The organism is Sorangium sp. So ce836, from assembly GCF_028553905.1.
GTDB lineage: Bacteria > Myxococcota_A > Polyangia > Polyangiales > Polyangiaceae > Sorangium > Sorangium cellulosum_D.
In genome coordinates this window covers 5,891,788-5,917,428 of the sequence record NZ_CP102233.1, presented here as the reverse complement: position 1 = coordinate 5,917,428, position 25,641 = coordinate 5,891,788, and the positions used below count along the sequence as shown (strand labels likewise).

Below are 25,641 nucleotides of genomic sequence, written 5' to 3'. Positions count from 1 at the left end.
CCGCCAGGAATTCGGAGATGCTGACCCTCCCCCTCGCCGCCCGTTCAATGCACGACCCCACCCGGACGATCACGACCCTCCGCAGCGACGCGGTCGAGCTCCCGGACCTGCGCGTCTTCGTCAGCCCCCAGAAGAGCCCGCCGATCGAGGCCACCCTCGGCGTCGCGCCGCTCGTCCTCGGCACGAGCGGCGAGTGCGATGTCGTCATCCCCGACTCCCGCGTGTCGCGCCGCCACTGCCAGCTCCGGTTCACGCCGCGCGGCATCGCCCTCACCGACCTCGGCAGCAAGAACGGCACGTTCATCAACGACGTCCTGATCGTCGAGGGCTTCCTCACGCCGGGCGCCGTCGCCTCGCTGGGCGGCGTCCCGCTCACCGTGCGCGTCGGCGGCGCCCCGGTCGTCGTCCCGCTCTCCACCTCGGCCAGCTTCGGCGAGGCCCTCGGCAGCAGCGTCCCGATGCGCGCGCTCTTCGCCCGCCTCGAGCGCGCCGCGGCCACGTCCGAGACCATCCTCCTCCTCGGCGAGTCCGGCACGGGCAAGGAGGTCCTCGCCCGCGCCATCCACGAGGCGAGCCCGCGCAGCGGCGGCCCGTTCGTCGTGTTCGACTGCAGCGCCGTCGCCCCCAACCTCATCGAGGCCGAGCTCTTCGGCTACACGAAGGGCGCCTTCACCGGCGCCCAGGCCGCGCGCGCCGGCCTGCTCGAGGAGGCGAGCGGCGGCACGCTCTTCCTCGACGAGATCGGCGAGCTCCCGCTCGATCTCCAGCCGAAGCTCCTGCGCGCCCTCGAGGCCCGCCAGGTGCGCCGCATCGGCGCCGCCGCGTACACGTCCTTCGACGCCCGCGTCATCGCCGCCACGCACCGGGACCTCCAGGGCCGCATCGGCGCGGGCACGTTCCGCGAGGACCTCTACTACCGGCTCGCCGTGGTCGAGGCCGTGGTGCCGCCGCTGCGCGAGCGCAAGGAGGACATCCCGCTCTTGGTCGAGCGCTTCCTCGCGGCGCAGGTGCCGCCGCGAGCGCTCGCCGATCTGCCCCCGAACGCGCTGGAGCTGCTCCGCGGGCACCACTGGCCGGGCAACGTGCGCGAGCTCCGCAACACGGTCGCGCGGCTCGTGCTCTTCCCGCACCTCGCCGAGGAGGCGATCGTCAAGGTGGCGCCGCGGCCCGCCGACATGGGCGTCGTCCAGTTCGCCTCGCTGCCGCTCCGCGAGGCGCGCGACATGGTCGTCGAGCAGTTCGAGCGGACGTTCATCGCGATGAAGCTGCGGGACAGCGGCGGCAACGTCGCGCGCGCCGCCGCGTCGATGGGCGTCTCCCGGCAGCTCGTCCACCGGCTGATGGAGCGCTACGGCATCCGCAGCAAGGGCTGACGGGGCGCGCGGCGGGCGGCTCCCCAGGCCGTGGACGGTGAGGTTCGGGGAGCTCCGCGAGGTGAGCGCGATGCCGTCGAGCCCCGCGCTCGAGAGCCGGCAGGGGCACGCAGGAGGGGGCTGGCGCTGCGCAGGAGCCGTCCAACTGTAACGAAGGCTACTCCACGGGCCGTGTAGGAGGAGCTCGGGGGCGGCGCAGGAGGCGCGCAGTTGTAACAAAGGACACTCCGAGGGCTGCGCAGGAGGGATTCGGGGGCGGCGCAGGAGCGCGGCGGAGCGGCGCAGCAGGGTGTCGCGGGATGCGCAGGAGCGCGGCGGGGGACGCGCAGGAGCGCGGCAGGGCGGCGCAGCAGGGTGTCGCGGGACGCGTAGGAGCGCGGCGGGGGACGCGCAGGAGCGCAGCGGGGCGGCGTAGGAGGCGGTCGGGAGATGCGAAGGAGGGCGGCGGGGCGGCGCAGCAGGGACGGCGGCAGGCAGCAGCAGGGCGGCGGCACCGTGCAGGCGCGCAGCCTCTGCGCACAGGACAGGATCCGGGCGCGCACTCTCACGTCGAGGCCGCAGGGGGACGCGCGGCGGACGCTGCGGCCCGGGTCGTTCACGAGTCGTTCACGATGCGATCCGTCGGCTGCTCGGGTTGCGGGGTTGGCAGCGGAGCGGCGCGCGTTCCAGCAACGGGAGAGACCGCAAGGGCGCAAGAGGCGCAACGGGACAGAGATGGAATTGTATTCTCCTCTTCACCTTGCGTCCCTTGCGCCCTTGCGGTCCTCTTCCATGAATCGATTTTCGCCGAATTTCAGCGGACGCCTGAGCCGCCTCGCATCCGCGGCGCTGGCCGCCATCCTGTGCTCAAGGGGTGGCTCGTGGGGATGGATCCCCTCGAAGCGCTCGAATCGAGGTGGGCGGAGTCCTCTTCGGCCTCTCTTGGCCTCGGCAGTACCCTGCGAACACACCCCTTTGCAGACCTCCGCGCATGGTCGATCGGTCCGCCGTCCGTCGCATCGTGAGCATCGAGCCATTCGAGCTTCACATCGCGGAGATCCTGGCGACACTCCTTCTCTGAACTCCGCATCCGGTTTCACGGCGCCCCGGGCGAGGGCGCTCAGAACGAGCCGCGCAGCGAGAGCGCAGCGCCGTCCGGCAGCAGGGCGGAGCCCGTGGCCGGCGCCACGGGGACGACCGGATCGAGCTGGAAATACAGCACCGCGCCGACCCCCGCGACGACGAGCCCCGCGCCGGCGCTGATGGCGGCGGCCGTCCAGAGGGTGTCGATCGCCTCGACCTCGTCCGCCGTACACCCGGGCGCGCACCTGCTGCGGAGCTCGCTCCGGTCGACGTGCCCCTTGATGCCGAGGAACGCGCCCACGCCGAGCGCCACCGCGCCGGCGCCGGCGAGCACGAGCGGCCAGCGCTGCCGCACCGGCGCCGCGCCGCCGCGCGCCCCGGCCGGCGGCGCGGCCGCGGGGAAGCGCACCGCGATCGGCAGCGCCTTGTCGCCCGGCGACACGGTGACCACGGTGACGACGCGCGTCCCCGCCGCGTCCTCGAAGGTCAGCGTGTGGCGCCCGGGATCGAGCTCGATCGGATCCTTCGGGAGCGCCTCGACGAGCGGCGCGCCGTCGAGGAGCACGCGCACGCGGCCCGGCGCGTGGCCGTCCGCGGACGTGGTCGACAGCGCGACGCTGGGCATGTCGCGCTCGACCTGCTCGCTCCAGCTCTGACAGTCGCGGGCGAGCGTCGCCGGGCACGAGCTCACGCACAGACGGAGCTCGGCGCGGGCGCGCCGCAGCGCCCGGTCGCGGACGAGCTGCTGCGCCTGCTCGTACGAGGCCGCGCACGTTTCTCCCACGCCCTGAGCGCGGGCGCGCGAGCCCGCGAGGAGCGTGACGGCTGCGACGAAGGCGACGAGGAGGCCCCGTTTCATCGCAGCGCAGGCTACACGCTTCCGTCCGTCACAGACACTCACGCTTGATCCGCCGGATGCCGTCGCCGTCCAGGTAGTAGGGGGGCACGCAGCGCGACCGCGGCCGCGCGCTGCGCGCCGGGGCCGCAGTGCGCCCCCCCGCGGCGCGGTCCGGGGCGGCCGCGCGCGTGGCCGACGCGGCCTCCGTGGGGGCGCTCGCGGAGGCCGCGGGCGCCGCTGCGGGCGCGCTCGTGGCGGGCGCCTCCGGCACGGCCCCAGAGGCCCCTGGCGCGGCCCCAGAGGCCTCCGGCGCGGCCCCAGAGGCCTCCGGCGCGGCCCCAGAGGCCTCCGGCGCGGCCCCAGAGCCCTCGGCGGCCCCAGAGGCCTCCGGCGCCGGCGCCGACGCGATGGCCGGCGCCGAGACCCTCGCGGGCGCCGAGGGCTCGCCCGAGGGCTCGCCGACGCCGGCGCGCTCGTCCGGCGCGGCCTCCGGCCGCGCGCCACAGCCCCTGCCGACGACCACCGCGAGCAGGAGCGCGGCGGCCCCGAACGCCAGCGTCGACGCGCGGACGAGCTGCGCGTTCACCCGCCGCGCCGGACCCGCCGCCGCGATCGGCGTCGCGAGCGCGGACGCCACCGGCCGCGCCATGTCCTCGACCGTCCTCGTCATCGTCGCGACCGTCACCGAGGCCCGCGCCGCGCGCGCGCGGTGCCCCGCCGGCAGCGCCGGGCGCGTGTCGATCTCCCGCGGCGGCGCCCGGTCCACGGCGGCGGGGCCCGACGGCGGCAGCGCCGGAGCCGCGCCCCGCGGCGCCGGGGCCACGCCCCGCTGCGCCGCGATCGCGCTCCGCTGCGACGTCTCGATCGCGGCGAGGCTCTTCGCCCGCGCCTCGAGCAGCGGCCCCGCCGTCGCCTCGACCCACGCCCCGACCGCGCGCGGGCTCGCCGGCGAGAGCGCGTCCTCCAGGGCGGCCGCCATCTCCAGCGCGGTCGCGTAGCGCCGCTCGGGGTCCTTCTCGAGCCCCCGGAGCACCACCTCGTCGAGCGCCCTCGGCACCTCGCCGTACGCGCTCGGCGGCTGGACCACGCCCTCGAGGATCCGCCCGTAGATCTCCGCGTCGCACTCTCCGGTGAACAGCCGCCGCCCGGTGAGCACCTCCCACAGGACCACCGAGGCAGCGTAGATGTCGGCGCGCCGGTTCAGGGGCGCGCCGCGGAGCTGCTCCGGCGCCATGTAGCTGAGCTTGCCCTTGAGCTGCCCGACGCGGCTCACCTGGCTCCGCACCGCCGCGCGCGCGATGCCGAAGTCGAGCACGCGCGCGATCCCGTCCTCGCCGACCAGGATGTTCTGCGGCGACACGTCGCGGTGGACGATCTGGAGCGGGGCGCCGTCCTCGTCGGTCGCCTCGTGCGCCGCGTGCAGGCCCGCGAGCGCGCCGGCGACGATGGCCGAGCCGACCGGCTGCGGCACCTTCTGCCCTTGCCTGCCAGCCTCGCGCAGCAGGCTCGAGAGCGACTCGCCCGCGATGTACTCCATGACCACGAAGAGCTCGTCGTCGGCCTGGACGCTGTCGAGCGTGGTGACGACGTTCGGGTGGCGGATGCGCACCGCGAGCCGCGCCTCGTCGAGCAGCATCGACGAGAACTCGGGATCCCGGGCGAACTGCGGGTGCAGGCGCTTGATCGCGACGGTGCGCGCGAAGCCATGGGCGCCGACGAGCCGACCGAAGTGGACGGACGCCATCCCCCCGGAGGCGATCACGCCGTGGAGCGTGTATCGATCCAGGGTCCTCCGCTCGCGCTCCTGAGCCGCTTCCATCGTCGCTCTGTTTTACAACATCTCGGCAGCGTTGCTGGACGGTAACATGCGCCCGCACGGTCGACGGCGGGAACGCCGGGCACCGCCGCGGACAACCGCTTGCGTGCGCGCGGCGCGTCGGATCCGCGCTCGGCCGAGGTGAGATCGATGGAGGTGCAACTGCGTGCGTCCACAGTGTCAACGCACGGTTGACACGGATCGGGCGCGGCGGCGGATCGGGCGCGCGGCGCTCGCGCGGCGGCGTCCGGCTACAGGGGGACCTCGATCACGCTCTCGCAGGTGAAGTCGACGCTCAGCTGCGCCGCCGCGTCCGCCTGGACCGTCGTGCACGTGTCGACGCAGAGGACGATCTGCGTCGGGCTCGCGGGCTCGTCGTAGCGCCAGGCTCCCTCGGTCGCGCAGCCCTGATCGTACGCGAGCTCCGTGGCCGCGTTCGCGCCGTCCGTGTAGACGACGCGGACCTTCTCCTTGTCGAAGCTGCTCCCGTCGGGGGGGAGCGGGATCGCCATCGTGCACGAGACCGCGGCGCTGCGGATCCGCTCGATGGCCGCCTTGAACGCGGCCGTGGTCTGCGAGGGATCGCCGGTGTCGATGAGGACGGCGCCCTCCGTGCCGCCCGCGGCCGCGATCTCGTGCAGGTCGTCGAGCGTGTCCGGCGCGCCGTCGATCGGCGGGTTCTCGACCCCGATGACGTACGTCAGGATGCTGTCCGCGAGCGCCGCCCGGGCGTCGGCGACGACGGCGTCGATCGTGTCGGAGGCCTCGTCGCAGCCCTGCGGGTAACCGTCCGTCACGAGCACGATCGCGTATTTCCCGGGGTTCTGCTGGCGCTGCGCCTCGATGAGCGCGCTCGTGCCGCGCATCACCCACGCGGTCGGCGTGCCGCCGCGCCAGTCGCTCGACGTCGCCGGCTCGATCGCGTCGAGCGCCGCGCCGAACGCCGGAGAGGGCAGCGGCGTGAGCGGCACGTCCGGCGTCGCGTAGATCTCCGCCGAGCACCTGTCGTCCTCGGCCGGGAAGAACGTGAGCGACGCCGTGAGCCCCTCGGACCCGGGATCCGCGAAGAACTGCCGGGTCGCCGCGACCACGGGATCCCACTTGAGCGACTTGTCGTGCCACTTCTTGTCGCCCTTGCCCATGCTGCCCGACACGTCGAACGCGAAGGCCAGGTACACCGGCTGGAGCGACGCCGCCGCCGTCTGGGTCGCGCACGCTCCGCCGCCCGCGGGGCTGCCGCTGCCCGCGCCGCTCGATCCTGGCCCGAGCCCGCCGCCGATGTCGAACGAGCCCCCCTCCCCGCTGGAGCTCCCGCCGGAGCTCGCCCCTTCGCCCTCTCCGCCATCGCTCGGGCTGCTGCCGCACCCGAGCCCGACCGCAGCCACGCTCAGCACCGCCATGGCAACTGGAAGCAATTTCATACGTCGTCGGCTCCTTGCACCACCGCGTCCCGCCCTCGCGCCGCAGGCATCGAGTCACCGGGATGGCGCGTGGTCCCGGGCCTCCGAAGCACGCCGGGTGCCAGGGCGCGGGAGCCTGTGGCTTCGATGCAGCTCTTCACGGTGATGTTGCCGACGTTGTTGTCCCCGTCGAGGCCGCGGACCGTCATGAAGGAGATTGAACCACCGAGGCGCAGAGGGCACAGAGGGAAGAGAGATTGAGAGAGAAAGAAAGAGAGAGAACTTTCAACTCTCTTCTCTTCCCTCTGTGTCCTCTGTGCCTCTGCGGTTCCTTCTCATCCCATCAGGAGCGAACCTGGGCGACGCGGCGCCAGCGGGTACGGGGCGATGGCGGCCGCCTTCGGGCGCTCACTGCACGGGCGCGACGTAGGCGATGAGGACGCCCATGTTCTTGATGAAGCTCTCCACGGTGATGCCCGTCGGCGCCTCCTTGGGCGGGTACCCCGCCGGCGCCTTGCTCGGCTCGTAGGGCGAGGTGTCGTTCAGGTCACCGACGTGCGTCGTTGCGTAGGTGTCTTCGAGATAAGGCTCCGCGGTGCCCGGGCCGATGGGGGGGTTGGTGATGTACGTGAGCTTGACCGGCCAGTAGCCCTCTTGGTTGAGCTCGCTGACGACCTTCTGCGCATCCGCCTCGGTCACCGGCGTGGTCGTCATCGCGCGGCCGACGTAGAGATCGCTGAGCGACACCTCGCGCAGCGAGAAGTACTTCGGCAGCTCCGCCGGCTCGTCGGTCTTCAGGGGCGAGCCCGCCGTCAGCTCCTCGGGCGATTTGGCCTTCAGCTCGTCGTAGCGCTTGCGCATGGCGGCGATGTCGAGCTTGCGCGCCTGCCCGTAGTGGCCGATCGGCTTCTCGGGGTCCTTGTCGAAGTAATACTCGCCGTTGACGACGTTCGAGCCGCGCCGGTGGACGTAGAGCGGAACGTCGGTCCCGATCTCGATGTACGTGGGGTGCGTGCGATCGGGGAAGAGCTCGATGAGCTCCGGCGTGAGCTTGACCTTATCCAGCCAGTCCAGCGCCTCGGGCACGCGGGCGATGTATTTCTCGTCCCCGGTCAGCTCGTAGAAATTGAGGAGCTGCTGGATGTTGTTGGCCGTCGTGTGCGTGGTCAGCGCCGTGGGCTCGTACGTGCGCGCGCCCACCGGCTCGCCCTCGAGCGTGAACTGCAGACCCCACGCCGGCTGCGGCGCGGGCTGCTGCATGGCGACGAAGTTGTCCATGGCGCGCTCGATGTTGTCGAGCAGCTGAGGCTGGCCGAGCGCCATGCGGCACATGATCAGGAACTTGACGTTCTCCCCGGCCACGTCGTCGTTGAAGGTGACGAGGCTCGTGTAGTCGGGCACGCCCTCCTCCTTGCTCATCAGCGGGAAGCGCTGCGGCCAGCCGCCCCCCGGGTACTGGGCCGTGGTGACGAAGCTGATCGCCTTCTCGAGCGGCCCGCGGAACCGCTCGTCCTTCTTCTCGAGGTACATGCGCAGGAGGAGCTGCGAGGCCACGGCGGTGCCGGCGTCGTCGAACGTCGCGTTGCCGTAGTAGTGGTGGAACTCCTCGAGCCGCCATCCGTTCTGGCCGATCTTCGTGTACCAGCTCTTGAGCGACTCCTCGCCCGCGAAGTCGTGGATGTAGTTCCAGCCGCCGGCCTCGTGCTGGGCCTCGATCAGGGCCAGCGCCACCTGCTCGGCGGCCTTGTAGAAGAGCTCGTCGCCGGTCGCGTGGTAGGCGTCCAGGTAGGCGTGACCCATCGACGGCGTGCCGGGCGGCTGCACCCACAGCATGGTGCGAAACGCCTCCATCTCGCCCCAGCTCTGGGAGAGATCGGGGAGGTAGCTCCACACGTACCCCCCCTTGTACGCGACCTTCTCGCTCATGAAGGTGGCCGCGCGCTTCATCGCCTCGTAGTACGGCGCCATCTCGGGCGGCACCTCCGGGCTGGGGCCCGGGCCGGGGCCCGGGTCGCTGTCCTCGCCGCAGGCGGCCAGCACGACGGGCAATAGAATCGACATCGCGAACGTTCTACGTTTCATAGGTTCCTCGGACGCACGGGCCCGCCTCGTCGGTCGCAGGGCCCGTCGATAAGACATCATTGTGGATGGTGAACTCGAGACGCTGGCCGGGCCCTGCGCTCAGGGCATGTAGTCCTCGCGCGCCGGCGTGAACACGTCGAGCACGACGCTCGGCTCGAACGCCCAGGCCTGGTGCTCGACGCCCCCGCGGACCACGAAGCTGTCCCCGGCGCGCACCTCGAACTCCTCGTCCGCGCACGAGAACTTGAGGTGTCCGGAGATGACGTAGACCAGCTGATCGTGCGGGTGGCTGTGGCGCGCGCCGGCCCAGCCGATCTCCATGTGGTGCTCGACGAGCATCATGTTCGCGTTGTGGGCCAGGATGCGGCGCTTGAGCCCCGGCTCGGGCGTGAAGAACACGACCTCGCGGCTGCGCACGCGCATGAGGCTCGGGACGTCTCTCTTTTGAAGGCTGCTCATGGTTCTTCTTCTTCCTCGATACGGCTAGGCCCGCGCGCCGCCCTTGAGCTCGGCCCGCGCGGCGCTCACCACCGACATGAACTCTCGCGCGCGCTCCGTGAGGATCTCGTCCTTGCCCGCGGCGAGCGCCGCGGCGTCCACGAGCTCCCCGCCGACCCCGAGCGCCACGGCGCCGGCCTCGATGAAGTCCCTGGCGGTCGTCAGGTTGACCCCGCCGGTGGGCAGCATCTTCACGTCCGGCAGCGGCGCGCGCAGGGCGCGCAGGTACTTCGCGCCGCCCATCGCCGAGCACGGGAACACCTTCACCGCGTCGGCCCCGGCGCTCCACGCGGTGATCACCTCGGTCGGCGTGAGCCCACCGGGGAAGACCGCCTTGCCGAGGTCGTGCGCCGCGCGGATGACCTCCAGGTTGAGCCCCGGGCTCACGATGAACTCGGCGCCGGCCTCGATGCACCCGCGGGCTGCGTCCGCGGTGAGCACCGTGCCCGCGCCGACGAGGACGTGGCGCCCCATGCGGGAGGCGATCTCGTGCATGACGGACAGCGCGTCGGGGACCGTCATCGTGATCTCGATGACCTCGATGCCGCCCGCGCGGAGCGCGCGAGCGGCCCGCACGGCGAGCTCTCCGCTCGGCGCGCGCACGACGGGGACGATGCCGATCTCCTCGATACGGCGGACGACTTGCTCTCGGTTCATGGTTCTACCCTCGTCACCGCTCGATCCGCGCGCCGCCGCCGCCCATGGCCCGCCGCACCTCGGCGAGCGACGCCATCGAGGTGTCCCCCGGGGTCGACATCGCCAGCGCCCCGTGCGCCACGCCGCACTCGAGCGCCCACTGCGGGCCCTGATCGGCCAGGAGGCCGTAGATGATCCCCGAGGCGAACGAGTCGCCGCCGCCCACGCGGTCCAGGATCTCGATGTCTCGCTGGGGGACCTCGTAGAACTCGCCCTTGTAGTACAGGATGCCGCCCCAGCCGTTCACGCTGGCGGTCTTGGCCGTCCGGAGGCTCGTGGCGACGACCGAGATGTTGGGGTACGCCGCGACGACCTCGGAGATCATCCGGCGGAACCCGCTCGTGTCGAGCTGGCTGTAGCTCGTGTCCACGCCGGAGATCTCGAATCCGAGGCCGGCGACGAAATCCTCCTCGTTCCCGAACACGCAGTCGACGTACGGCATGAGGGCCCGGTTGACCTCGCGCGCCCTCTGCTGGCCGCCGAAGTTCTTCCACAGCGAGGGCCGGTAGTTGAGGTCGTAGGAGATCCGCACGTCGTGCTCGCGCGCGACCTCCATGGCCTCGCGCGCCACGCCGCCGGCCGCCTCCGACAGGGCGCAGAAGATGCCGCCCGTGTGGAACCAGCGCGCGCCGCGCTCGCCGAAGATGGTCTTCCACGGGAGGTCGCCCGGCTTCAGCCTGGACGCGGCGCTGTGGCCGCGGTCCGAGCACCCGGCGGCGGCCCGCGGCCCGAAGCCGCGCTCGGTGAAGTTGAGGCCGTTGCGCACCTCCCGGCCCACGCCGTCGTAATCGACCCAGCGCAGCAGCGACGTGTCGACCCCGCCCTGGAGCATCAGATCCTCGATGAGCCGGCCGACCGCGTTGTCCGCGAGCGACGTGACGATGGCGGTGCGGAGCCCGAAGCAGCGCCGGAGCCCGCGCGCCACGTTGTACTCTCCCCCGCCCTCCCCGACGTCGAACGTCCGCGTCGTGTGGACGCGGCGCTCGCCCGGGTCGAGGCGCAGCATGACCTCACCGAGGCTCACCTGATCCCACGCACATCCTTTTGCATTGCGAATCTGCATCTTCCCGCTCCTCAACGGCTCATCCAGCCGCCGTCGACGACCAGCACGTGGCCGTGGATGTATTTGCTCGCCTCGGCGCACAAGAAGAGCGCCGCCCCCGCGATGTCGCTGGCCTCGCCCCACCGGCCGGCGGGGATGCGCTCGAGGATCTGGCGGCTGCGCGCCTCGTCGGCCCGGAGCGCGGCCGTGTTGTCCGTCGCGATGTAGCCGGGCGCGATCGCGTTCACGTTGACGCCCCTCGCCGCCCACTCGTTCGCGAGCGCCTTGGTCAGCTGCGCGATCCCGCCCTTGGACGCGGCGTAGGCGGGGACCAGGATCCCGCCCTGGAACGAGAGCAGCGACGCGATGTTGACGATCTTGCCCGACCCCTGCTCGAGCATGTGCTTGCCGGCGATGCGCGACAGCCGGAACGCGGACGTCAGGTTGACCTCGAGGAGGAGGTCCCAATCCTCGTCGGAGTACTCGACCGCCGGCGACCTCCGGATGAGACCCGCGTTGTTCACCAGGATGTCGAGGCGCCCGAGCTCGGCCTTCGTCCTCCGGATGAGCTCCTCGTGCGCCGCGCGATCGGCCAGATCCGCGGCCGTCCCGATCGCGCGCCGCCCGAGCCTCCGCGCCGCCTCCATCGTGGCCTCGCCCGGCTCGTCCTTGCCGTGACAGGCGATGTCCGCGCCCGCGGCCGCGAGCGCCGTCGCGATGGCCGCGCCGATCCCCACGGCCGAGCCCGTCACGAGCGCGACCTTGCCGTCCAAACGAAACGGTTCGTTCGTCATACTAACTATCCTTGGTTCAATCGCGCGGCCTCGAGCCGCGGCACGAGCACATGAATGATGGCGAGCGCGAGGAGGTACGCGGACGCCGCCATGACGAAGAGGATCGAGTAGCTCCCGGTGAGCTGCAGGACGTGGCCGGCGATCTGCGCGATGAGCATGCCGCCGATGGCCCCGGCCATGCCGCCGAGCCCGACGGCCGACCCGACGGCCTGCGACGGGAACATGTCGGTGGTGAGCGTGAACAGGTTCGCCGAGAAGCCCTGGTGCGCCGCGGTGGCGAGGCCGAGCAGGAGCACGGCCACCCACAGCGAGTCGGTGCGCGTCGCGAGGAAGACGGGCGCGACGCCGAGCGCGCACACGAGCATCGCGGTCTTGCGCGCCGCGTTCGCCGTCCAGCCGCGGCGCATCAGCGTCGAGGAGAACCAGCCGCCGGCGATGCTGCCCACGTCGGAGAGCAGGTAGATCGTGACGAGCGGCGGCCCGATCTGGAGCAGGTTCAGCCCGTGCTTGCGGTTGAGGAAGTCGGGGACCCAGAACAGGTAAAGCCACCAGAACGGATCGGTCATGAACTTGCCGATCGCGAACGCCCACGTCTGGCGGTGCGGGACGAGGGTGAGCCAGCCGATCTTGCCCGGCGCCGGCGACGGCTCGCTCGTGATGTACGCGCGCTCCGCCGGCGAGACGCGCGGGTTCTGCGCGAGGGGGGTGTAGAGGATCAGCCAGGCGACGATCCACAGCGCCCCGATCGCGCCGGTCAGCGCGAACGCGGCGCGCCAGCCCCAGGTCACCGCGATCCACGGCACCACGAGGGGGCACACGATCGCGCCGATGTTGGTGCCGGAGTTGAACAGCCCGGTCGCGAGCGCGCGCTCCTTCTTCGGGAACCACTCGGCGATCGTCTTGAGGGCGCCCGGGAACATCCCGGCCTCGCCGACGCCGAGGGCGAACCGGGCCGCCGAGAGCCCGCCGGCGCTGCCGACGAGCGCGTGCCCCACCGCCGCCAGGCTCCAGAACCCGACGGCGAACGAGAAGCCGCGCCGCGTCCCGATGCGGTCCATGAGGCGGCCCATCGTCAGCATCCCGATGGCGTAGGCGGCCTGGAACGACGTGACGATGTTGCCGTAATCGATATCGTTGTAGCCGAGGTCCTTCTGGAGCGTCGTCTTCAGGACGCCCAGCACCTGGCGATCGACGTAGTTGATCGTCGCGGCGGTGAACAGGAGGGCGCAGATCACCCAGCGGTAGCGCCCGACGCCGGTGAGGACGACCGCCGCGGCGTCGTCGCCGGAGCTCCGCTCGGCCCCCGCGTGCAGCGGAGGAGCGCTCGCGGCGACATCAGGTTTCATGACCATGGGCACCTCCCCACGTCCTTGCGAGCGGTCGGCAGCTCATGACTTGAAGTTCCTCATCTCTTTGTTTGTTCAGAGCCATTACGTTGAATCCAGTCTCACGGCGCGAGCTGGCGGAGGACGCGAGCTCTGCGTCAGAACGCCGGGCTCGCCTTGAAGATCCACTCGACGTTCAGGCCGAAGAAGTGCTCCCACGTGCGCTTGCTGAACACGTCGTCCTGCGGATAAAGGGCCATCGCGCCCTCGTCGCGCCGGGTCACGAGCCAGATGAAGCGGAACTGCGGGCGCTTGAAGTCGCCCTTGCCCGCCGCGTTCAGGAACGGCACGAGCCCGAAGCGCACGAGGCTCGCGCTGTGGTGGCTGGCTCCGGGGTGCGCGCCCGGCGCCGCGGGGTCGGCCGGCGGCGGGACCCGCCCGCGCCGCTGCGCCTGGTACGAGCCCTCGACGGCGATGCCCCCCCAGTCGCGGATGTAATAGTGCGGCCGCACGACGAAGATGCCCTCGTCCAGATCGGCGAAATCGAACTGCTCGCTGGCGTTGCGGAACGAGCGCACGTATCCCGCGGCCATCAGGCCGAGCTTCCCCGTCTCGTAGTTGCCGCTCATGGTGAACATGAGCTCGTGCGCGCCGGACGCGGTGCCGTCCGGCGCGGGCTGCGAGGGGGCGCCGAACTCGCCGTACGCCGCGAGGTCGCCCGCGTAGCGGAGGAACAGGTGCAGGTGCCCGTTGTCCACGCCGGTGAACGGGCTGATCTGCGCGCCGATGACGTACCCGGAGTCGCGCGGCAGCCGCTCGTAGACGCCGGCCTCCGCCGTCTCGCGCGTGCCCGACGGCAGCTGGTGCAGCTCGCCGTAGAGGATGCCCTTGACGCCGCCCTTCTCCCCGACCGGAACGGTGTGGCTCGCCTTGAAGCTGGTGATGAGCCGCTGGCGATCGAGGAGGTTGACGTTCGCCGTGCCGGGCTGGTTGAGCGCCGGCGCGCGCTCCACCGTCTGCAGATAATACGGCGTGAGCGGCCGGTTGACGCCGGCGTGCGCGGCGAAGTACGTGCGCTTCGAGGGCAGGTCGTAGCGGGCGCCCCCGCCCAGCGCGTTCAGCCAGTCGAGCGGCCAGAAATCGAGCAGCTCGGCGTTGTCACCGCGGTAGAGGCGCGAGCCGATCCACACGGACAGCCCCTTGACGCCGAGGTCTCGCTCCTCGACGAAGGCGTTGCGCACCGACATGTTGATGTTCCACGGCCGCGCGTTGTTGTAATGGAGGACCGGGCCGTCCACGACGAGGCGGACGGCGGCGCGCGTGGTGGCGCCGGTGGACTCCCAGTAATCTTGCCGCTCCAGGTCCAGCTGGATGAACGTGGACTCGTCGAGGCGCGAGCCCCTCAAGACGATGTCGGCGTCGCGCCCCGGCCCGAGCTCGGCGTCCGTGGCGGCGACGGCGCGGCTGACGGCGCCGAAGAAGAACCCGCTCTCGGCCGGGGGCGGCGGCGCGGAGGGCTCTTCTTTCTGCACCGGCTGCTGGGAGGGGGGGACGGCCGCGGTTCCGGCACCTCCGGCGTCGGGCGCCGGAGCCGCGCCCTGGGCGGGCGCCGCCGCGGCGGGCGGGTCCGTCGCCTCGGGCGCCTGGTCCGGCGCCGTAGGAGGAGGCAGCGGCTGCCCTTTCGCCACCGAGGGAGCCGCGCCGAGGGCGGCGCCGAGCAGCGCGCAGGCCAGGGTGCGCGCGCTCGCGAAGCGGGTAGATCGCGCGGCCGCGCCTCCGCCTGCCGAGCGCGCGCGGCATCGCGAGCCACGCGGAACATCATGCCCAGATTGGCAACAGGGATTGACGATGGAATTCAAGAGTGCGCCGATCTCGTGAAGGGTTGGGCCTGCGCCTGCGCGATCAGCGGGGCCGTCGTCGAGGCGAGCGACGCCCGACAGCACGCCTTGTGGCTCGCTCCGCGTGTGGTGCGCTGGCAGCGTCCATGCTCGATTGCAAACCACGAGCCAACGGCACACGGCACCGTCGCGGCGCCGTGGCGCGCGCGACGTGCGATGTGGCGCTCCGAGCCCGGGCTCGTCCGCAGCCGCTTTGGGCCGGGTTCGACACGAGCGCACGGCGCCGCCGAGGCGCCCCGGCGATGACGTGGCGCGCTCCGCCTGAACGACACGCGACTTCCCGCGCGACGCCGTAAACCACGGGTTGACATAGGCGACAAGCGTGGTTGACGCGCGCAGGATGCGGCGCTGTCGCGCACGGGCGCCTGCGGGCGCCGCGAGCGCCCGATGAGCTTGCGATGCGAGGAGGGGTTTGAAGGAGCGCCGGAGCGGAGCTCCTCCGGCGGTGCGCGGGGCGGTGTCGGCGTCGAGAGCGGCCTTCCCGCCCTGCCGACGCGGGCGGGGCGGGCGCGGGGGCGCGCCTCAGAGGTTGAACTGTGCCGGGAGCCAGAGCGAGAGCTGGGGCACGTAGCTGATGAGCATCAGCGCGACGATCATGGCGGCGAACATCGGCAGCATCGGCCGGACCACCCTCGCGATCGTGGTCTTGCCGACGCCGCAGCCCACGAACAGGCAGGTGCCCACCGGCGGGGTGCACAGGCCGATGCACAGGTTCGTGACCATCAGGACGCCGAAGTGCACCGGGTCGATGCCCATCCCCATGACGACCGGGAGGAAGATGGGCGTGAAGATCAGGACCGCGGGCGTCATGTCCATGAAGGTGCCCACGACGAGCAGGAGCACGTTGATGATGAGCAGCGTCGCGAACGGGCTCTGGGAGATCCCCAGCATCGCCTGGCTGACGCTCTGGGGCACCTGCTCGAAGGCGAGCACCCAGCTCATGGCCTGGCTGGCCCCCACCAGGATCATCACCACCGCCGTGGTCTTGGCGGACTTGAGCAGGATACGCGGCATGTCCCTGAGCTTGACCTCACGATAGAACAGCGTCCCCAGCAGGAATGCGTAGGCCACCGACACCGCGCTGGCCTCGGTCGCCGTGAACACCCCGGCGAGGATCCCGCCCATGACGATCAGGATCAGGAGCAAGCTGGGGATCGCCTGGGCGAAGCTCCGCGCGACCTCGCGGAGCGGGACCTTCTCGCTCACGCCCACCGGCTGCTTGCGGTTGGCCAGGAACGCCACGACCATGATGCTCAGGCCGACGAGGAGGCCCGGAACGACGCCGGCCAGGAACAGCGCGGCCACCGACACATTCCCGGCGACCACGGCATAGACGATCATGATGTTGCTCGGGGGGATGAGCAGCCCGGTGGTGGCCGAGGTCGTGGTCAGCGCGACGCTGAACTCCCTCCCGTAGTTCTTTCGCTCCATCTCGGGGATCATGAAGCCGCCGATGGAGGAGACCGCCGCCGCCGCCGAGCCCGAGACGGCCCCGAAGAGCATGCACGTCAGCGTGTTGACGTACGAGAGGCCGCCGTGGAAGCGGCCGACCACGGCGCTCGCGAAATCCATGAGCCGGCGGGCCATGCCCCCTTCGCCCATGAGCAGGCCAGACAGGACGAAGAAGGGAATGGCGAGCAGCGGGAAGCTGGCGATGCCGGTCGAGATGCGCTGCGCCACGATGTAGGCCGTGGGCACGTCGCCCAGCGAGGCGATCGTCAGCACCGTGGAGAGGCCGATACAGACGGCGACCGGCACGTTGAGGAGGAGCAGCGCGAAGAAGCTGAAGACGAGGATGAGGACTTGGATTTCCATGGCGGGCCCGGCTCTGGAAGGTTACGCGTCGGTGACGGGCTCGCCTCTCCTCGGCGACACCCGCCCGGTGAACAGCTCCACCAGGTTTTCGATGCAAAACATGAGGAAGAAGACCCCGCTGATGGGCACGGCCAGGTACGCGTAGCCCACCTGGATGTCGAGCGCGGGCGACGTCTGCTTGGACTCGAGCGTCTTGACGACGAGCGTCCAGCCGCCGTAGATCAGCGCGAACGCGGCGAAGGACGCCACCAGGAGCTCGATGGCGATCGCCGCGACGCGCTGGGCCGCCGGATCCATCTTGCCGACGAAGTAATCGACGCCGAGGTGCGCTTTCTCGCCGTAGGCGAGCCCGGCGCCGAGGAGCGAGATCCAGACCAGGAGATAGATGGCGAGCTCCTCGGTCCAGCGGCTCTGGTTGCCGAGCACGTAGCGGGAGAAGACGCCCCAGAGGGTGTCGAGCGTGAGCACCGCGAACGCGGCGACGAGCACGACCTCCAGCGCCCTGATCAGGCCCGCGTGCAGCCTGTGCAGCGGCCCGGCGACGGCCGGCGCTCGACGCCCCGCGCTCGGCGCGCCGGCCGGGCCATCCCGGCCCGCCTCCGGCGCTTGTACATGCGACGGGGGCTCCTGAGGAGCGCTCGTCTCCTCGTCGAGCAGGAGCCCTACCCTGCGCTCCTGGGCGTCCATCACTCGACCTCCTGGACGCGCTTCACCAGCTTGCTGAGCTCCGTGCCCTCGATACGGTCGTACATGGGCTGGACCTGCTTGCGGAACGGCTCCTTGTCCGGCCGGTGGATGGTCACCCCTGCCTTCTTCAGCGCGTCGAGGGATTCCTGAGTGCTCTTCTTCCACGCCTCGCGCTGGAAGACGGCCGACTCGTCGGCCGCCTCCTGGATCCACCGCTGGACCTCGGGGCTCAGCGACTCCCAGATCTTCTGGCTGAACAGGATGATGTCGGGGATGCTCGTGTGCTCGTCGAGCGAGTAGTGCTTCGTGACCTCGAAGTGGCGGCTCGTGAAGAGGCTGGGCGGGTTGTTCTCGGCCCCGTCGACCATCCCTTGCTGCAGCGCGGAATACAGCTCGCCGAACGCGATCGGCGTCGGCGCGGCGCCCATCTGCGAGACCATGTCCATCGCGGTCTTGCTCTTCATGACGCGGATCTTCTTGCCCTGGAGATCCGCGGGGCTCATGACGGGCGCGTCCGTCGTGTAGAAGCTCCGGCTCCCGGAGTCGTAGTAGCAGAGGCCCCTCACGCCCACCTTCGCCCCGGCCGCGGCGAGCTCCTTGCCCACGTCGCCGAGGAGCACCTTCCAGAAATGGTCCTCGTCCCGGAAGAGGTACGGCAGCCCGAAGAGCGCCATCTCCGGGATGAAGCTCTCGAGCGGCGCCGTGGAGGTCTTGACCATCGCCAGCGCACCTCGCTGAACCTGCTCGATGCTCTCGGTCTCGCTGCCCAGCTGCCCGTTCGGGAAGATCTGCAGTTGCACGGCGCCGCCGGATTTCTTGTCGAGCTGCTTCGCCATGTACTCCATGGCGACGTGCACCGGATGCGCCTGATCGAGCGCGTGCGACAGCTTCAGGACCACTCTCTTCGTGCCGGCGCTCGCCGCGCCGGCAGCTTGCCTTTCACCAGCGCCCTCCGCCGACGCGGGGCGGGCCAGCACGGAGAAGGCGCCGGAGGTGACGATGGTCCCCAGCAGGCAACCGAGCACGAGGAAGGAGACGGCTTTCTTGTCCATATCGATGCACGCTGGAATCGGGGTTATCGGTGAGGGTTGAACCGCGCGGCGCGGCGCGGCGGCCCGGAGGCCGATGGCAGCCCGCGGCAGGCACGCCTCGACGGCGGCCGCATGCGGAGCTCAGGGGCGCTCGGCAAATGGACCGCGGTTTTGCAATCGCTGCGCCAGGGAGGGATCTGCGCCCTCCCGTAGGCGCGGGACGGGCCAGCGTGGCGAGCGCGTGGGAGGCGAGGAGGGCGCCGAGCAGGTAACCGAGCGCGATGAAGAAGGCGGCGATGTCAACCCGGAGTTGACCGTGGTGACAACCGCTGTTGCGCGGCGCCGTCGCGCGCCGCCCGCGCGGCGCGGGGCGCGGCGTCGCGCGGATCGGGCGTTCGCCTCGGGCGATGGCCGCCGGCCCCTCCCCTCCACGCGCCGCGCGGCGCGCTCCGTCGCCGCCGCCCGCGCACCGGACGTCCCGCACGCGGCGGCGCAGCGCGGGTGGTCATGTCTTGCGTTGCCAGGGGCTCTGGGGTAAGGGGGCGGCAATGAGTGGTCCCGAACTCGGCCGCCTCATCGACGAGGTCGATCGCACGGTGGACGTCCAGTTCGCCGCCGTCGGCGATCTCGATGAGCTGAACCGCCTGTATGCCAGCCTGCTCGGGCGCCGCGGCTCGCTCAATGCCCTGATGAAGCAGCTGCCCGGGGCGGCGCCCGAGGAGCGCAAGGCGCTCGGCCAGCGCCTCAACGCGGTCAAGGGCCGCGTGGAGCGCGCCCGCGAGGAGGCGACCGCCCGGATCAAGCGGGCCGCGCGCGATCGCGAGCTCTCCGCGCCGCCCCTCGATATCACCCTGCCCGGCCGCTGGCGCGCGCCCGGCCGGCCGCACCCCATCATGCGGACCCTCGACGAGATCGTGGATATCTTCGTCGGGCTCGGGTTCGACGTGGCCGAGGGGCCGCAGATCGAGCTCGCGCGCTACAACTTCGATCTCCTCGGGTTCCCGGCGGATCACCCGGCCATGGACATGCACGACACGTTCTACGTGGCCGGCGATCCGGGCCAGAACGTGCTCCTCCGCACGCACACGAGCCCGGTGCAGGTGCGCGAGATGCTCTCCCACCCTCCGCCGGTCATGATCGTCGCGCCGGGCGTCGTCTACCGGCGCGACGACGACGCCAGCCACAGCCCCATGTTCGTGCAGATCGAGGGGCTCGTCGTCGACCGCGACGTGTCCCTCGGCGACCTCAAGGGCCTGCTCGAGGTCTACAGCCGCCGGATGTTCGGCGAGAACACGAGGACGCGCTTCCGGCCGAGCTACTTCCCCTTCACCGAGCCGAGCGCCGAGCTCGATGTCTCCTGCCTCGTCTGCTACGGCGAGAACCGCGCCTGTCCGCAGTGCAAGGGCACCGGCTGGCTGGAGGTGCTCGGGTGCGGCATGGTCCACCCGACGGTGCTCCGGAACGTCGGAATCGACCCGGAGCTCTACACGGGGCTGGCGTTCGGCATCGGCGTGGATCGCACGGCCAACATGAAGTTCGCCGTCGACGACATCCGCGCCTTCTACGAGAACGACGTCCGCTTCCTCGGAAGCCTCTAGGCGACTCCCCTCGCGCCGGAGCCCGACTCCCATGTTGATATCGTACAAGTGGCTTCAAGAGATCCTCGGCGCCGATCCCGGCGTCGACGCGGTGACGTCGGCGCTCGGCCGCGGCGGGCTCGAGGTCGACCGCGTGACGCACGTCGGCGCCGCGCTGCGCCCGGTGGTCCTCGCGAGCGTCGAGGCGACGCGGCCCCACCCGAGCAAGAAGGGCCTCACGCTGGTCCGCGTGGACGCCGGCGGCGCCGGCGGAGGCGTCGAGGTGGTGTGCGGCGCGCAGAACGTCCCGGCCCCCGGCGCCGGCGCGCTCGTCTGCTATGCGCCGGTGGGGGCGCAGGTCCTCGACCGCAGCGGCGCGCTCGTCACGCTGACCGAGAAGGCGGTCGCCGGCGTCCCGTCGGCCGGCATGCTCTGCGCCGAGGACGAGCTCGGGCTCGGGTCGAGCCACGAGGGCCTGTTGATCGTCGAGGGCGGGCGCCCGGGGCAATCGCTGCTCGACTGGGAGCCGCGCCTCGAGGACTGGATCATCGAGCTCAGCGTCACCCCCAACCGGCCGGACGCGCTGGGCCACCTGGGCGTGGCCCGGGACGTGGCCGCGGTGCTCGGCGTCCCCTTCCAGCCGCCGGCGGTCGCGCGGCCGCAGGCGAGCGGCGGCGCGGCGCGCGCGAGCGTGGAGGTGCGCGACAAGGAGCGCTGCCCCCGGTATGCCGGCCAGGTGATCGAGGGCGTCAGCGTCGGTCCCTCGCCGCTCTGGGCGCGGGTGCGCCTCGGCCGCCTCGGGGTCCGGCCGATCACGAACGTCGTCGACGCGACGAACCTGGTGATGCTCGAGCGGGGGCAGCCGCTCCACGCCTTCGATCTCGACGCGCTGCGGCTGCCGATCGAGATCCGGAGGGCGCGGCAGGGCGAGGCGTTCGTCGCGCTCGACGGGCAGAAGCTGTCCCTGAACGAGGACGACCTCGTGATCGCCGACGCGGAGCGCGTGGTGGCGCTGGCGGGCGTGATCGGCGGCGCGGACAGCGGCGTCACCGCGACGACGCGCCGGGTGTTCCTCGAGTCGGCGTACTTCGAGCCGCGCGGGATCCGCAGGTCGGCGCGGCGCTACGGCTTCCACACCGAGGCCTCGCACCGCTTCGAACGGGAGGTCGACCTCTCGGGGGTGCCGCTGTCGCGCGATCGCGGGACCGCGCTCATCTGCGAGCTCGCCGGCGCCGAGGCGGCGGGCGAGCCGATCGACGCGTACGTCGCGCCCCGCGCCCCGCGCCGGCTGACGCTGCGGCTGCCGCGGTACAAGCGCATCATCGGCGCCGAGGCCCCGCCGCGGGCGCGCGAGATCCTGGAGACGCTCGGGGTCTCGATCGTGGAGCAGCAGGCGGATCGGCTGCTCGTCGAGGTGCCGGCGCACCGGCCCGACATCGTGGAGGAGATCGACCTCATCGAGGAGGTGGCGCGCGTCGCCGGCTACGACCAGATCCCGAGCAGCCTCCCGCGCGTGGGCGCGGCGCCCGCGGGCGCCCGGGGCGATTACCGGCTCCGGCGCAGGGTGCGCCAGATCTGCACCGGGATCGGCCTGCACGAGGCGGTGACGTACTCGTTCCTGTCGCCGCAGGAGCTGAAGGCGTCGCGCTTCGAGGTCGAGCCGCTCCTCCGGCTGCTGAACCCGCTCTCCGAGGAGAAGTCGGTGATGCGGCCGTCGCTCGTCCCGGGGCTGCTCACGGTCGCGCAGCGCTCGCAGCGGTACAACGTGCCGCGGGTGCGGCTGTTCGAGGTGAGCCAGGTGTTCCTGCCGCGCCAGGGCGGCGCGGACGGCGCGGGCCAGAAGGCGCGGGTCGAGCGGCCGCCGGTGGACGAGCCGACCCGGCTGACGGTCCTGCTCGCGGGGCCGCGCGACAGCTATCTCACGCGGCCCGAGGACGTCGACTTCTACGACGGCAAGGGCGTGGTCGAGGCGGTGCTGGCGGAGCTCGCGGGCAGCGTGGCGCCGGAGCTCGACCTCGAGGGCGAGCCGCCGCCGTGGGCGCACCCGCGCAAGGGCGCGCGCGTCACGCTCGACGGCCGCGCCGTGGGGTACGTGGCGGAGCTCCACCCGGACGTGCGCGACGCGCTGGAGATCACGACCGGAGCGGTGGTGGCGGAGCTCGATCTCGCGGCGGTGGCGGCGGCCTACCGCGCGCCGGTGGCCGCGAAGCCGAGCCGGTTCCCGGCGATGCGGCACGACGTGGCGCTGCTTTTGCCGCTGGACGTGCCGGCGGGCCAGGTGCTGGAGCTGCTGCGGACGACGGCCGGGGAGCGCTGCGAGAAGGTCGAGCTGTTCGACCGGTACCGCGGCGGCGAGCTCCCGCCGGGGACGCACTCGCTCGGGTTCGCGCTGTGGTTCAGGTCGCCGGAGCGGACGCTGACCGACGAGGAGGTCGATCGGTGGACGAAGGCCGCGGTGGACGCGGCGAAGGCGCGGTTCGGGGCGCAGCAGCGCTGAAGCCGGGCGAGGCGCGGTGAGCGGGCGGCGGGCGGCGGTGGATCCGCTGTGGCACGCCGTGGAGGGCGCCCGAGCGCTCGGCGGCGCGGATGCGGACGGCTCAAGGCTCGGTTTCAGCGACTCGTATGCTCCGGCGCGTCCGGTAGGCCAGGTTCCAGGAAGGCAGGCTATCGCAGGCGTCGACGGGACCATGACAGCCGAAGCCGCCACCGCGTCGCCCCGAACCGCCACCGCGTCGCCCCGAACCGCCACCGCGTCGCCCCGAACCGCCACCGCGTTGCCCTGAACCGCCCCGCACCGGCGTTTCGCGCCCGAGCCTCCCGGGGGCCCCCGGGTCTGGCCCGGGGGCCCCCGGGTCTGGAGCCATCTTCGCCTCAGACCTCGGGTTGCCGGCGTGGCGCTTCCCAGGTGGCAAGCGTTGCCCTCATGGCAAAGATTGCCATCGCCGGTGGCAGAGGCGCGGCAAGGATTGCCATCGCGCCGGCCCCGCGCCCCGACGCCGCCGCGCGTCGCCCACGAGGACAGCAGACGCGACGGCTCGGCGCGCAGCGGGTGCGCGCTCGCGGCCCGCGGCCGTGCCAAGGCGGCATGTGGCCTGCTGCTTGCTGCGTGCTGGAGATGCCGCCCGTGGACCGCGCGCTCGTTCCTCGATATCTCCTTGGCGGCACCGCCGGAGCGGCGGCCCTGGCCTTGCGATGACCCGGGGCGATCTGCCGGGCCGACGAGAGCGAAAGCGACGAGGGTACGATGTGGGCATGGATGCGCAGGCGGAGCATGGAGCGGAACCGGAGCGTCGTCGCGCGCCCTCCGCGGGGCGGCTGGGCGCCTCGTCACGTCGTGGCGATGGCGATCGGGATGGCGCCGATCGCCGCCGCGGGTGCATGCCTCCAGGGCGCGGTCTCTTGCGGTGACAGCTTTTGCCCGATCGACCATGAATGCGTCCTGCCGACCACCGGCAGACCCCAGTGTGTCGTCCCCGGCTACGGCCACAGCTGTGGCAACGGGATCCCCGAGGACGACGAGGTCTGCGACGACGGGAACACGAACGACGGCGACGGATGCAGCGCCGACTGCACGTCCGACGAGCGCTGCGGCAACGGCGTCGTCGACGGTGTGCGGGGCGAGATCTGCGACGACGGCAACGACCGAGGCGACGACGGATGCAGCGCCGACTGCACGTCCGACGAGCGCTGCGGCAACGGCATCGTCGACGTGAACCGCGGGGAGACCTGCGACTGCGGCGCTGACGAGATCGAGTCGACCGACCCCATGTGCCGCGGCGGCCAGAACGCGGAGCTTCGCGGGTATTGCAGGCACGACTGCGAGGTGCATTGCGGCGACGGGGAGCTGGCACAGGATGAAGCCTGCGATCCCGGCGTGACGATCACGACGTCCTGCGTCAACCTGCGCTACGATTTCGGCCGTCCGGGGTGCACCAGCTCCTGCGATGATCTGTCCGTCGGCTCGTGCGGAAGCTGGAACTGGCGTCGGCAGGATCCTGTTACATCGGGGCCGCTGAACGCCGTGTGGGAGAGCGGGCCGCAGGATGTCTTTGCCGTGGGCATCAACGGCGCGATCCTGCACTACAACGGTCAGGACTGGCGGACCATGCCGTCGCCCACGTCGGCCACGCTGAACGGCGTGTGGGGGAGCGGGCCGCAGGACGTCTTTGCCGTGGGCTATGGCACGATCCTGCACTACGACGGTCATGAATGGCAGACCATGACCTCGCCCACCTCGGACCCGATCGCGATCAAGGGCGTGTGGGGGAGCGGGCCGCGGGAGGTCTTTGCCGTGGGTGATAACGGCGCGATCCTGCGCTACGACGGCCAAATGTGGCAGCGCATGGCCTCGCCCACATCGACCTTGTTGCACGACGTGTGGGGGAGCGGGCCGCAGGACGTCTTTGCCGTGGGCTATGGGACGATCCTGCACTACGACGGTCGGGAATGGCAGCCCATGACCTCGCCCATCCCGGAATTCATCACGATCAGGGGCGTGTGGGGAAGCGGGCCGCAGAACGTCTTTGCCGTCGGTGACGACAGCACGATCCTGCGCTACGACGGCCAGGAATGGCGGCCCATGACCTTGCCCACACGGGTGGAGGCGTTCTTCGACGTGTGGGGGAGCGGGCCGCAGAACGTCTTTGCCGTGGGTCATCTGGGCAATATTCTGCACTACGACGGCGAGGGCTGGCAGCACATGCCCTTGCCCATCTCGGTGGAACAGCTGTCTGGCGTGTGGGGGAGCGGGCCGCGGGATGTCTTCGTCGTGGGCGACAGCGGCGCCATCCTGAGCTACAACGGCCAGAGCTGGCAGCCCATGACCTCGCCCACGTCGGACTGGCTGTCCAGCGTGTGGGGGAGCGATCTACAGGATGTCTTCGCCGTGAGTGACAAGGGCACGATCCTGCACTACGACGGCCAGGACTGGCAGGCCATGAGCTCGCCCACGTCGGACGCGTTGAGCGGCGTGTGGGGGAGCGGGCCGCGGGACGTCTTCGCCGTGGGTTCCAACGGAACGGCGCTGCACTACGACGGCCGGGACTGGCAGCCCATGACCGTGCCCACAGGGCTGCAACCGTTGTCTGGCGTGTGGGGCAGCGGGCCGCGGGATGTCTTCGCCGTGGGGTACGGCGGCACGATCCTGCGCTACGACGGCCGGAGCTGGCAGGACATGCACCAGGCCGAATCGCTGCCGTGGCTCCGTGGCGTGTGGGGGACCGGGCCGCAGGATGTCTTCGCCGTGGGCGAGCACGGCACGATCCTGCATTACGACGGCCGGGACTGGCAGAAAATGGACGGAATCGACCCGCCCACATCGACAATGTTGAACAACCTGTGGGGGACCGGGCCGCAGGATATCTATGCCGTGGGGTACGGCGGCACGATCCTGCACTACGATGGCCAGGGCTGGCAGAAAATGGACTCGACCACGCTGGTCGATCTGTACAACGTGTGGGGGACCGGGCCGCGGGATGTCTATGCCGTGGGTGCGTTCGGCACGCTCCTGCACTACGACGGGATCTCCTGGATCAAGCTCAACTCCACGACAGACCGCCCTCTCGTCGCGGGGTGGGGCGCTGGGAGCTCGTCCTTCGTCGTCGGCGACGGCGGCGCCATCTACCGTCACAGCCGGACGGCGCCGCCGCTGTAGCCGCGCCGCCTCGAGCCCACGGAGCGCTCCAGCGCAGCGCGCCGCACCCCGAAA

At 71.4% G+C, this 25,641-nt stretch carries 17 protein-coding genes; 4 read left to right on the top strand and 13 right to left on the bottom strand.

What is annotated here, in order from left to right; translation table 11 throughout:
* Nucleotides 1-17 precede the first annotated feature (17 nt).
* Nucleotides 18-1,373, top strand: a complete 1,356-nt coding sequence (locus NQZ70_RS21360; protein ID WP_237245486.1) for a sigma 54-interacting transcriptional regulator — start codon at nucleotides 18-20, stop codon at nucleotides 1,371-1,373.
* A 1,099-nt stretch (nucleotides 1,374-2,472) separates the two neighbouring features.
* Here the strand turns inward: NQZ70_RS21360 and NQZ70_RS21355 are convergent.
* The 13 genes from NQZ70_RS21355 to NQZ70_RS21295 form a co-directional block, all read right to left on the bottom strand.
* The gene (locus NQZ70_RS21355) at nucleotides 2,473-3,294 is read right to left on the bottom strand and encodes a hypothetical protein (RefSeq protein ID WP_129575857.1); all 822 of its coding nucleotides are present in this window, start codon (nucleotides 3,292-3,294) and stop codon (nucleotides 2,473-2,475) included.
* A 28-nt stretch (nucleotides 3,295-3,322) separates the two neighbouring features.
* Entirely contained in the window at nucleotides 3,323-5,092 is a 1,770-nt protein-coding gene (locus tag NQZ70_RS21350; RefSeq protein ID WP_272828957.1) for a serine/threonine protein kinase, read from the bottom strand.
* Nucleotides 5,093-5,340: 248 nt separating this feature from the next.
* Entirely contained in the window at nucleotides 5,341-6,510 is a 1,170-nt protein-coding gene (locus tag NQZ70_RS21345) for a VWA domain-containing protein (RefSeq protein WP_165374086.1), read from the bottom strand.
* A gap of 387 nt (nucleotides 6,511-6,897) precedes the next feature.
* Complete coding sequence (locus NQZ70_RS21340) at nucleotides 6,898-8,571, bottom strand: pectate lyase (protein ID WP_237245484.1); 1,674 nt, start codon at nucleotides 8,569-8,571, stop codon at nucleotides 6,898-6,900.
* A 99-nt stretch (nucleotides 8,572-8,670) separates the two neighbouring features.
* Nucleotides 8,671-9,030, bottom strand: coding sequence for a cupin domain-containing protein (locus NQZ70_RS21335; protein ID WP_129575856.1), 360 nt, complete (start codon nucleotides 9,028-9,030; stop codon nucleotides 8,671-8,673).
* Nucleotides 9,031-9,054: 24 nt separating this feature from the next.
* Complete coding sequence (locus NQZ70_RS21330) at nucleotides 9,055-9,726, bottom strand: bifunctional 4-hydroxy-2-oxoglutarate aldolase/2-dehydro-3-deoxy-phosphogluconate aldolase (protein WP_129575855.1); 672 nt, start codon at nucleotides 9,724-9,726, stop codon at nucleotides 9,055-9,057.
* A 13-nt stretch (nucleotides 9,727-9,739) separates the two neighbouring features.
* Complete coding sequence (locus tag NQZ70_RS21325) at nucleotides 9,740-10,828, bottom strand: sugar kinase (protein WP_129575854.1); 1,089 nt, start codon at nucleotides 10,826-10,828, stop codon at nucleotides 9,740-9,742.
* Nucleotides 10,829-10,839: 11 nt separating this feature from the next.
* Nucleotides 10,840-11,601: a 2-dehydro-3-deoxy-D-gluconate 5-dehydrogenase KduD gene (gene kduD / locus NQZ70_RS21320; RefSeq protein ID WP_129575853.1), complete on the bottom strand. Its 762-nt coding sequence runs from the start codon at nucleotides 11,599-11,601 to the stop codon at nucleotides 10,840-10,842.
* A 5-nt stretch (nucleotides 11,602-11,606) separates the two neighbouring features.
* Complete coding sequence (locus tag NQZ70_RS21315; protein ID WP_237245483.1) at nucleotides 11,607-12,947, bottom strand: MFS transporter; 1,341 nt, start codon at nucleotides 12,945-12,947, stop codon at nucleotides 11,607-11,609.
* A 137-nt stretch (nucleotides 12,948-13,084) separates the two neighbouring features.
* A complete protein-coding gene (locus NQZ70_RS21310; protein WP_165374085.1) occupies nucleotides 13,085-14,614 on the bottom strand; it encodes a carbohydrate porin in 1,530 nt (509 codons plus the stop codon).
* Nucleotides 14,615-15,346: 732 nt separating this feature from the next.
* Nucleotides 15,347-16,639 carry a TRAP transporter large permease gene (locus NQZ70_RS21305; RefSeq protein ID WP_129575850.1) on the bottom strand — a complete coding sequence of 431 codons (1,293 nt, stop codon included), beginning with the start codon at nucleotides 16,637-16,639 and terminating at the stop codon, nucleotides 15,347-15,349.
* Nucleotides 16,640-16,660: 21 nt separating this feature from the next.
* A complete protein-coding gene (locus tag NQZ70_RS21300) occupies nucleotides 16,661-17,326 on the bottom strand; it encodes a TRAP transporter small permease (protein WP_129575849.1) in 666 nt (221 codons plus the stop codon).
* Entirely contained in the window at nucleotides 17,326-18,378 is a 1,053-nt protein-coding gene (locus tag NQZ70_RS21295; protein ID WP_129575848.1) for a TRAP transporter substrate-binding protein, read from the bottom strand. The genes NQZ70_RS21300 and NQZ70_RS21295 overlap by 1 nt, the downstream gene beginning before the upstream one ends.
* A 527-nt stretch (nucleotides 18,379-18,905) precedes the next feature.
* Between NQZ70_RS21295 and pheS the strand changes: the two genes are divergently transcribed.
* The 3 genes from pheS (at nucleotide 18,906) to NQZ70_RS21280 (ending at nucleotide 25,587) form a co-directional block, all read left to right on the top strand.
* Nucleotides 18,906-19,955 (top strand): phenylalanine--tRNA ligase subunit alpha, encoded by a 1,050-nt coding sequence (gene pheS, locus NQZ70_RS21290; RefSeq protein WP_129575847.1) that lies wholly within the window; start codon nucleotides 18,906-18,908, stop codon nucleotides 19,953-19,955.
* Nucleotides 19,956-19,986: 31 nt separating this feature from the next.
* Nucleotides 19,987-22,431 carry a phenylalanine--tRNA ligase subunit beta gene (gene pheT / locus NQZ70_RS21285; protein ID WP_129575846.1) on the top strand — a complete coding sequence of 815 codons (2,445 nt, stop codon included), beginning with the start codon at nucleotides 19,987-19,989 and terminating at the stop codon, nucleotides 22,429-22,431.
* 759 nt (nucleotides 22,432-23,190) lie between these two features.
* Complete coding sequence (locus tag NQZ70_RS21280; protein ID WP_237245482.1) at nucleotides 23,191-25,587, top strand: glucosyltransferase-I; 2,397 nt, start codon at nucleotides 23,191-23,193, stop codon at nucleotides 25,585-25,587.
* The last annotated feature ends 54 nt before the right edge of the window (nucleotides 25,588-25,641 follow it).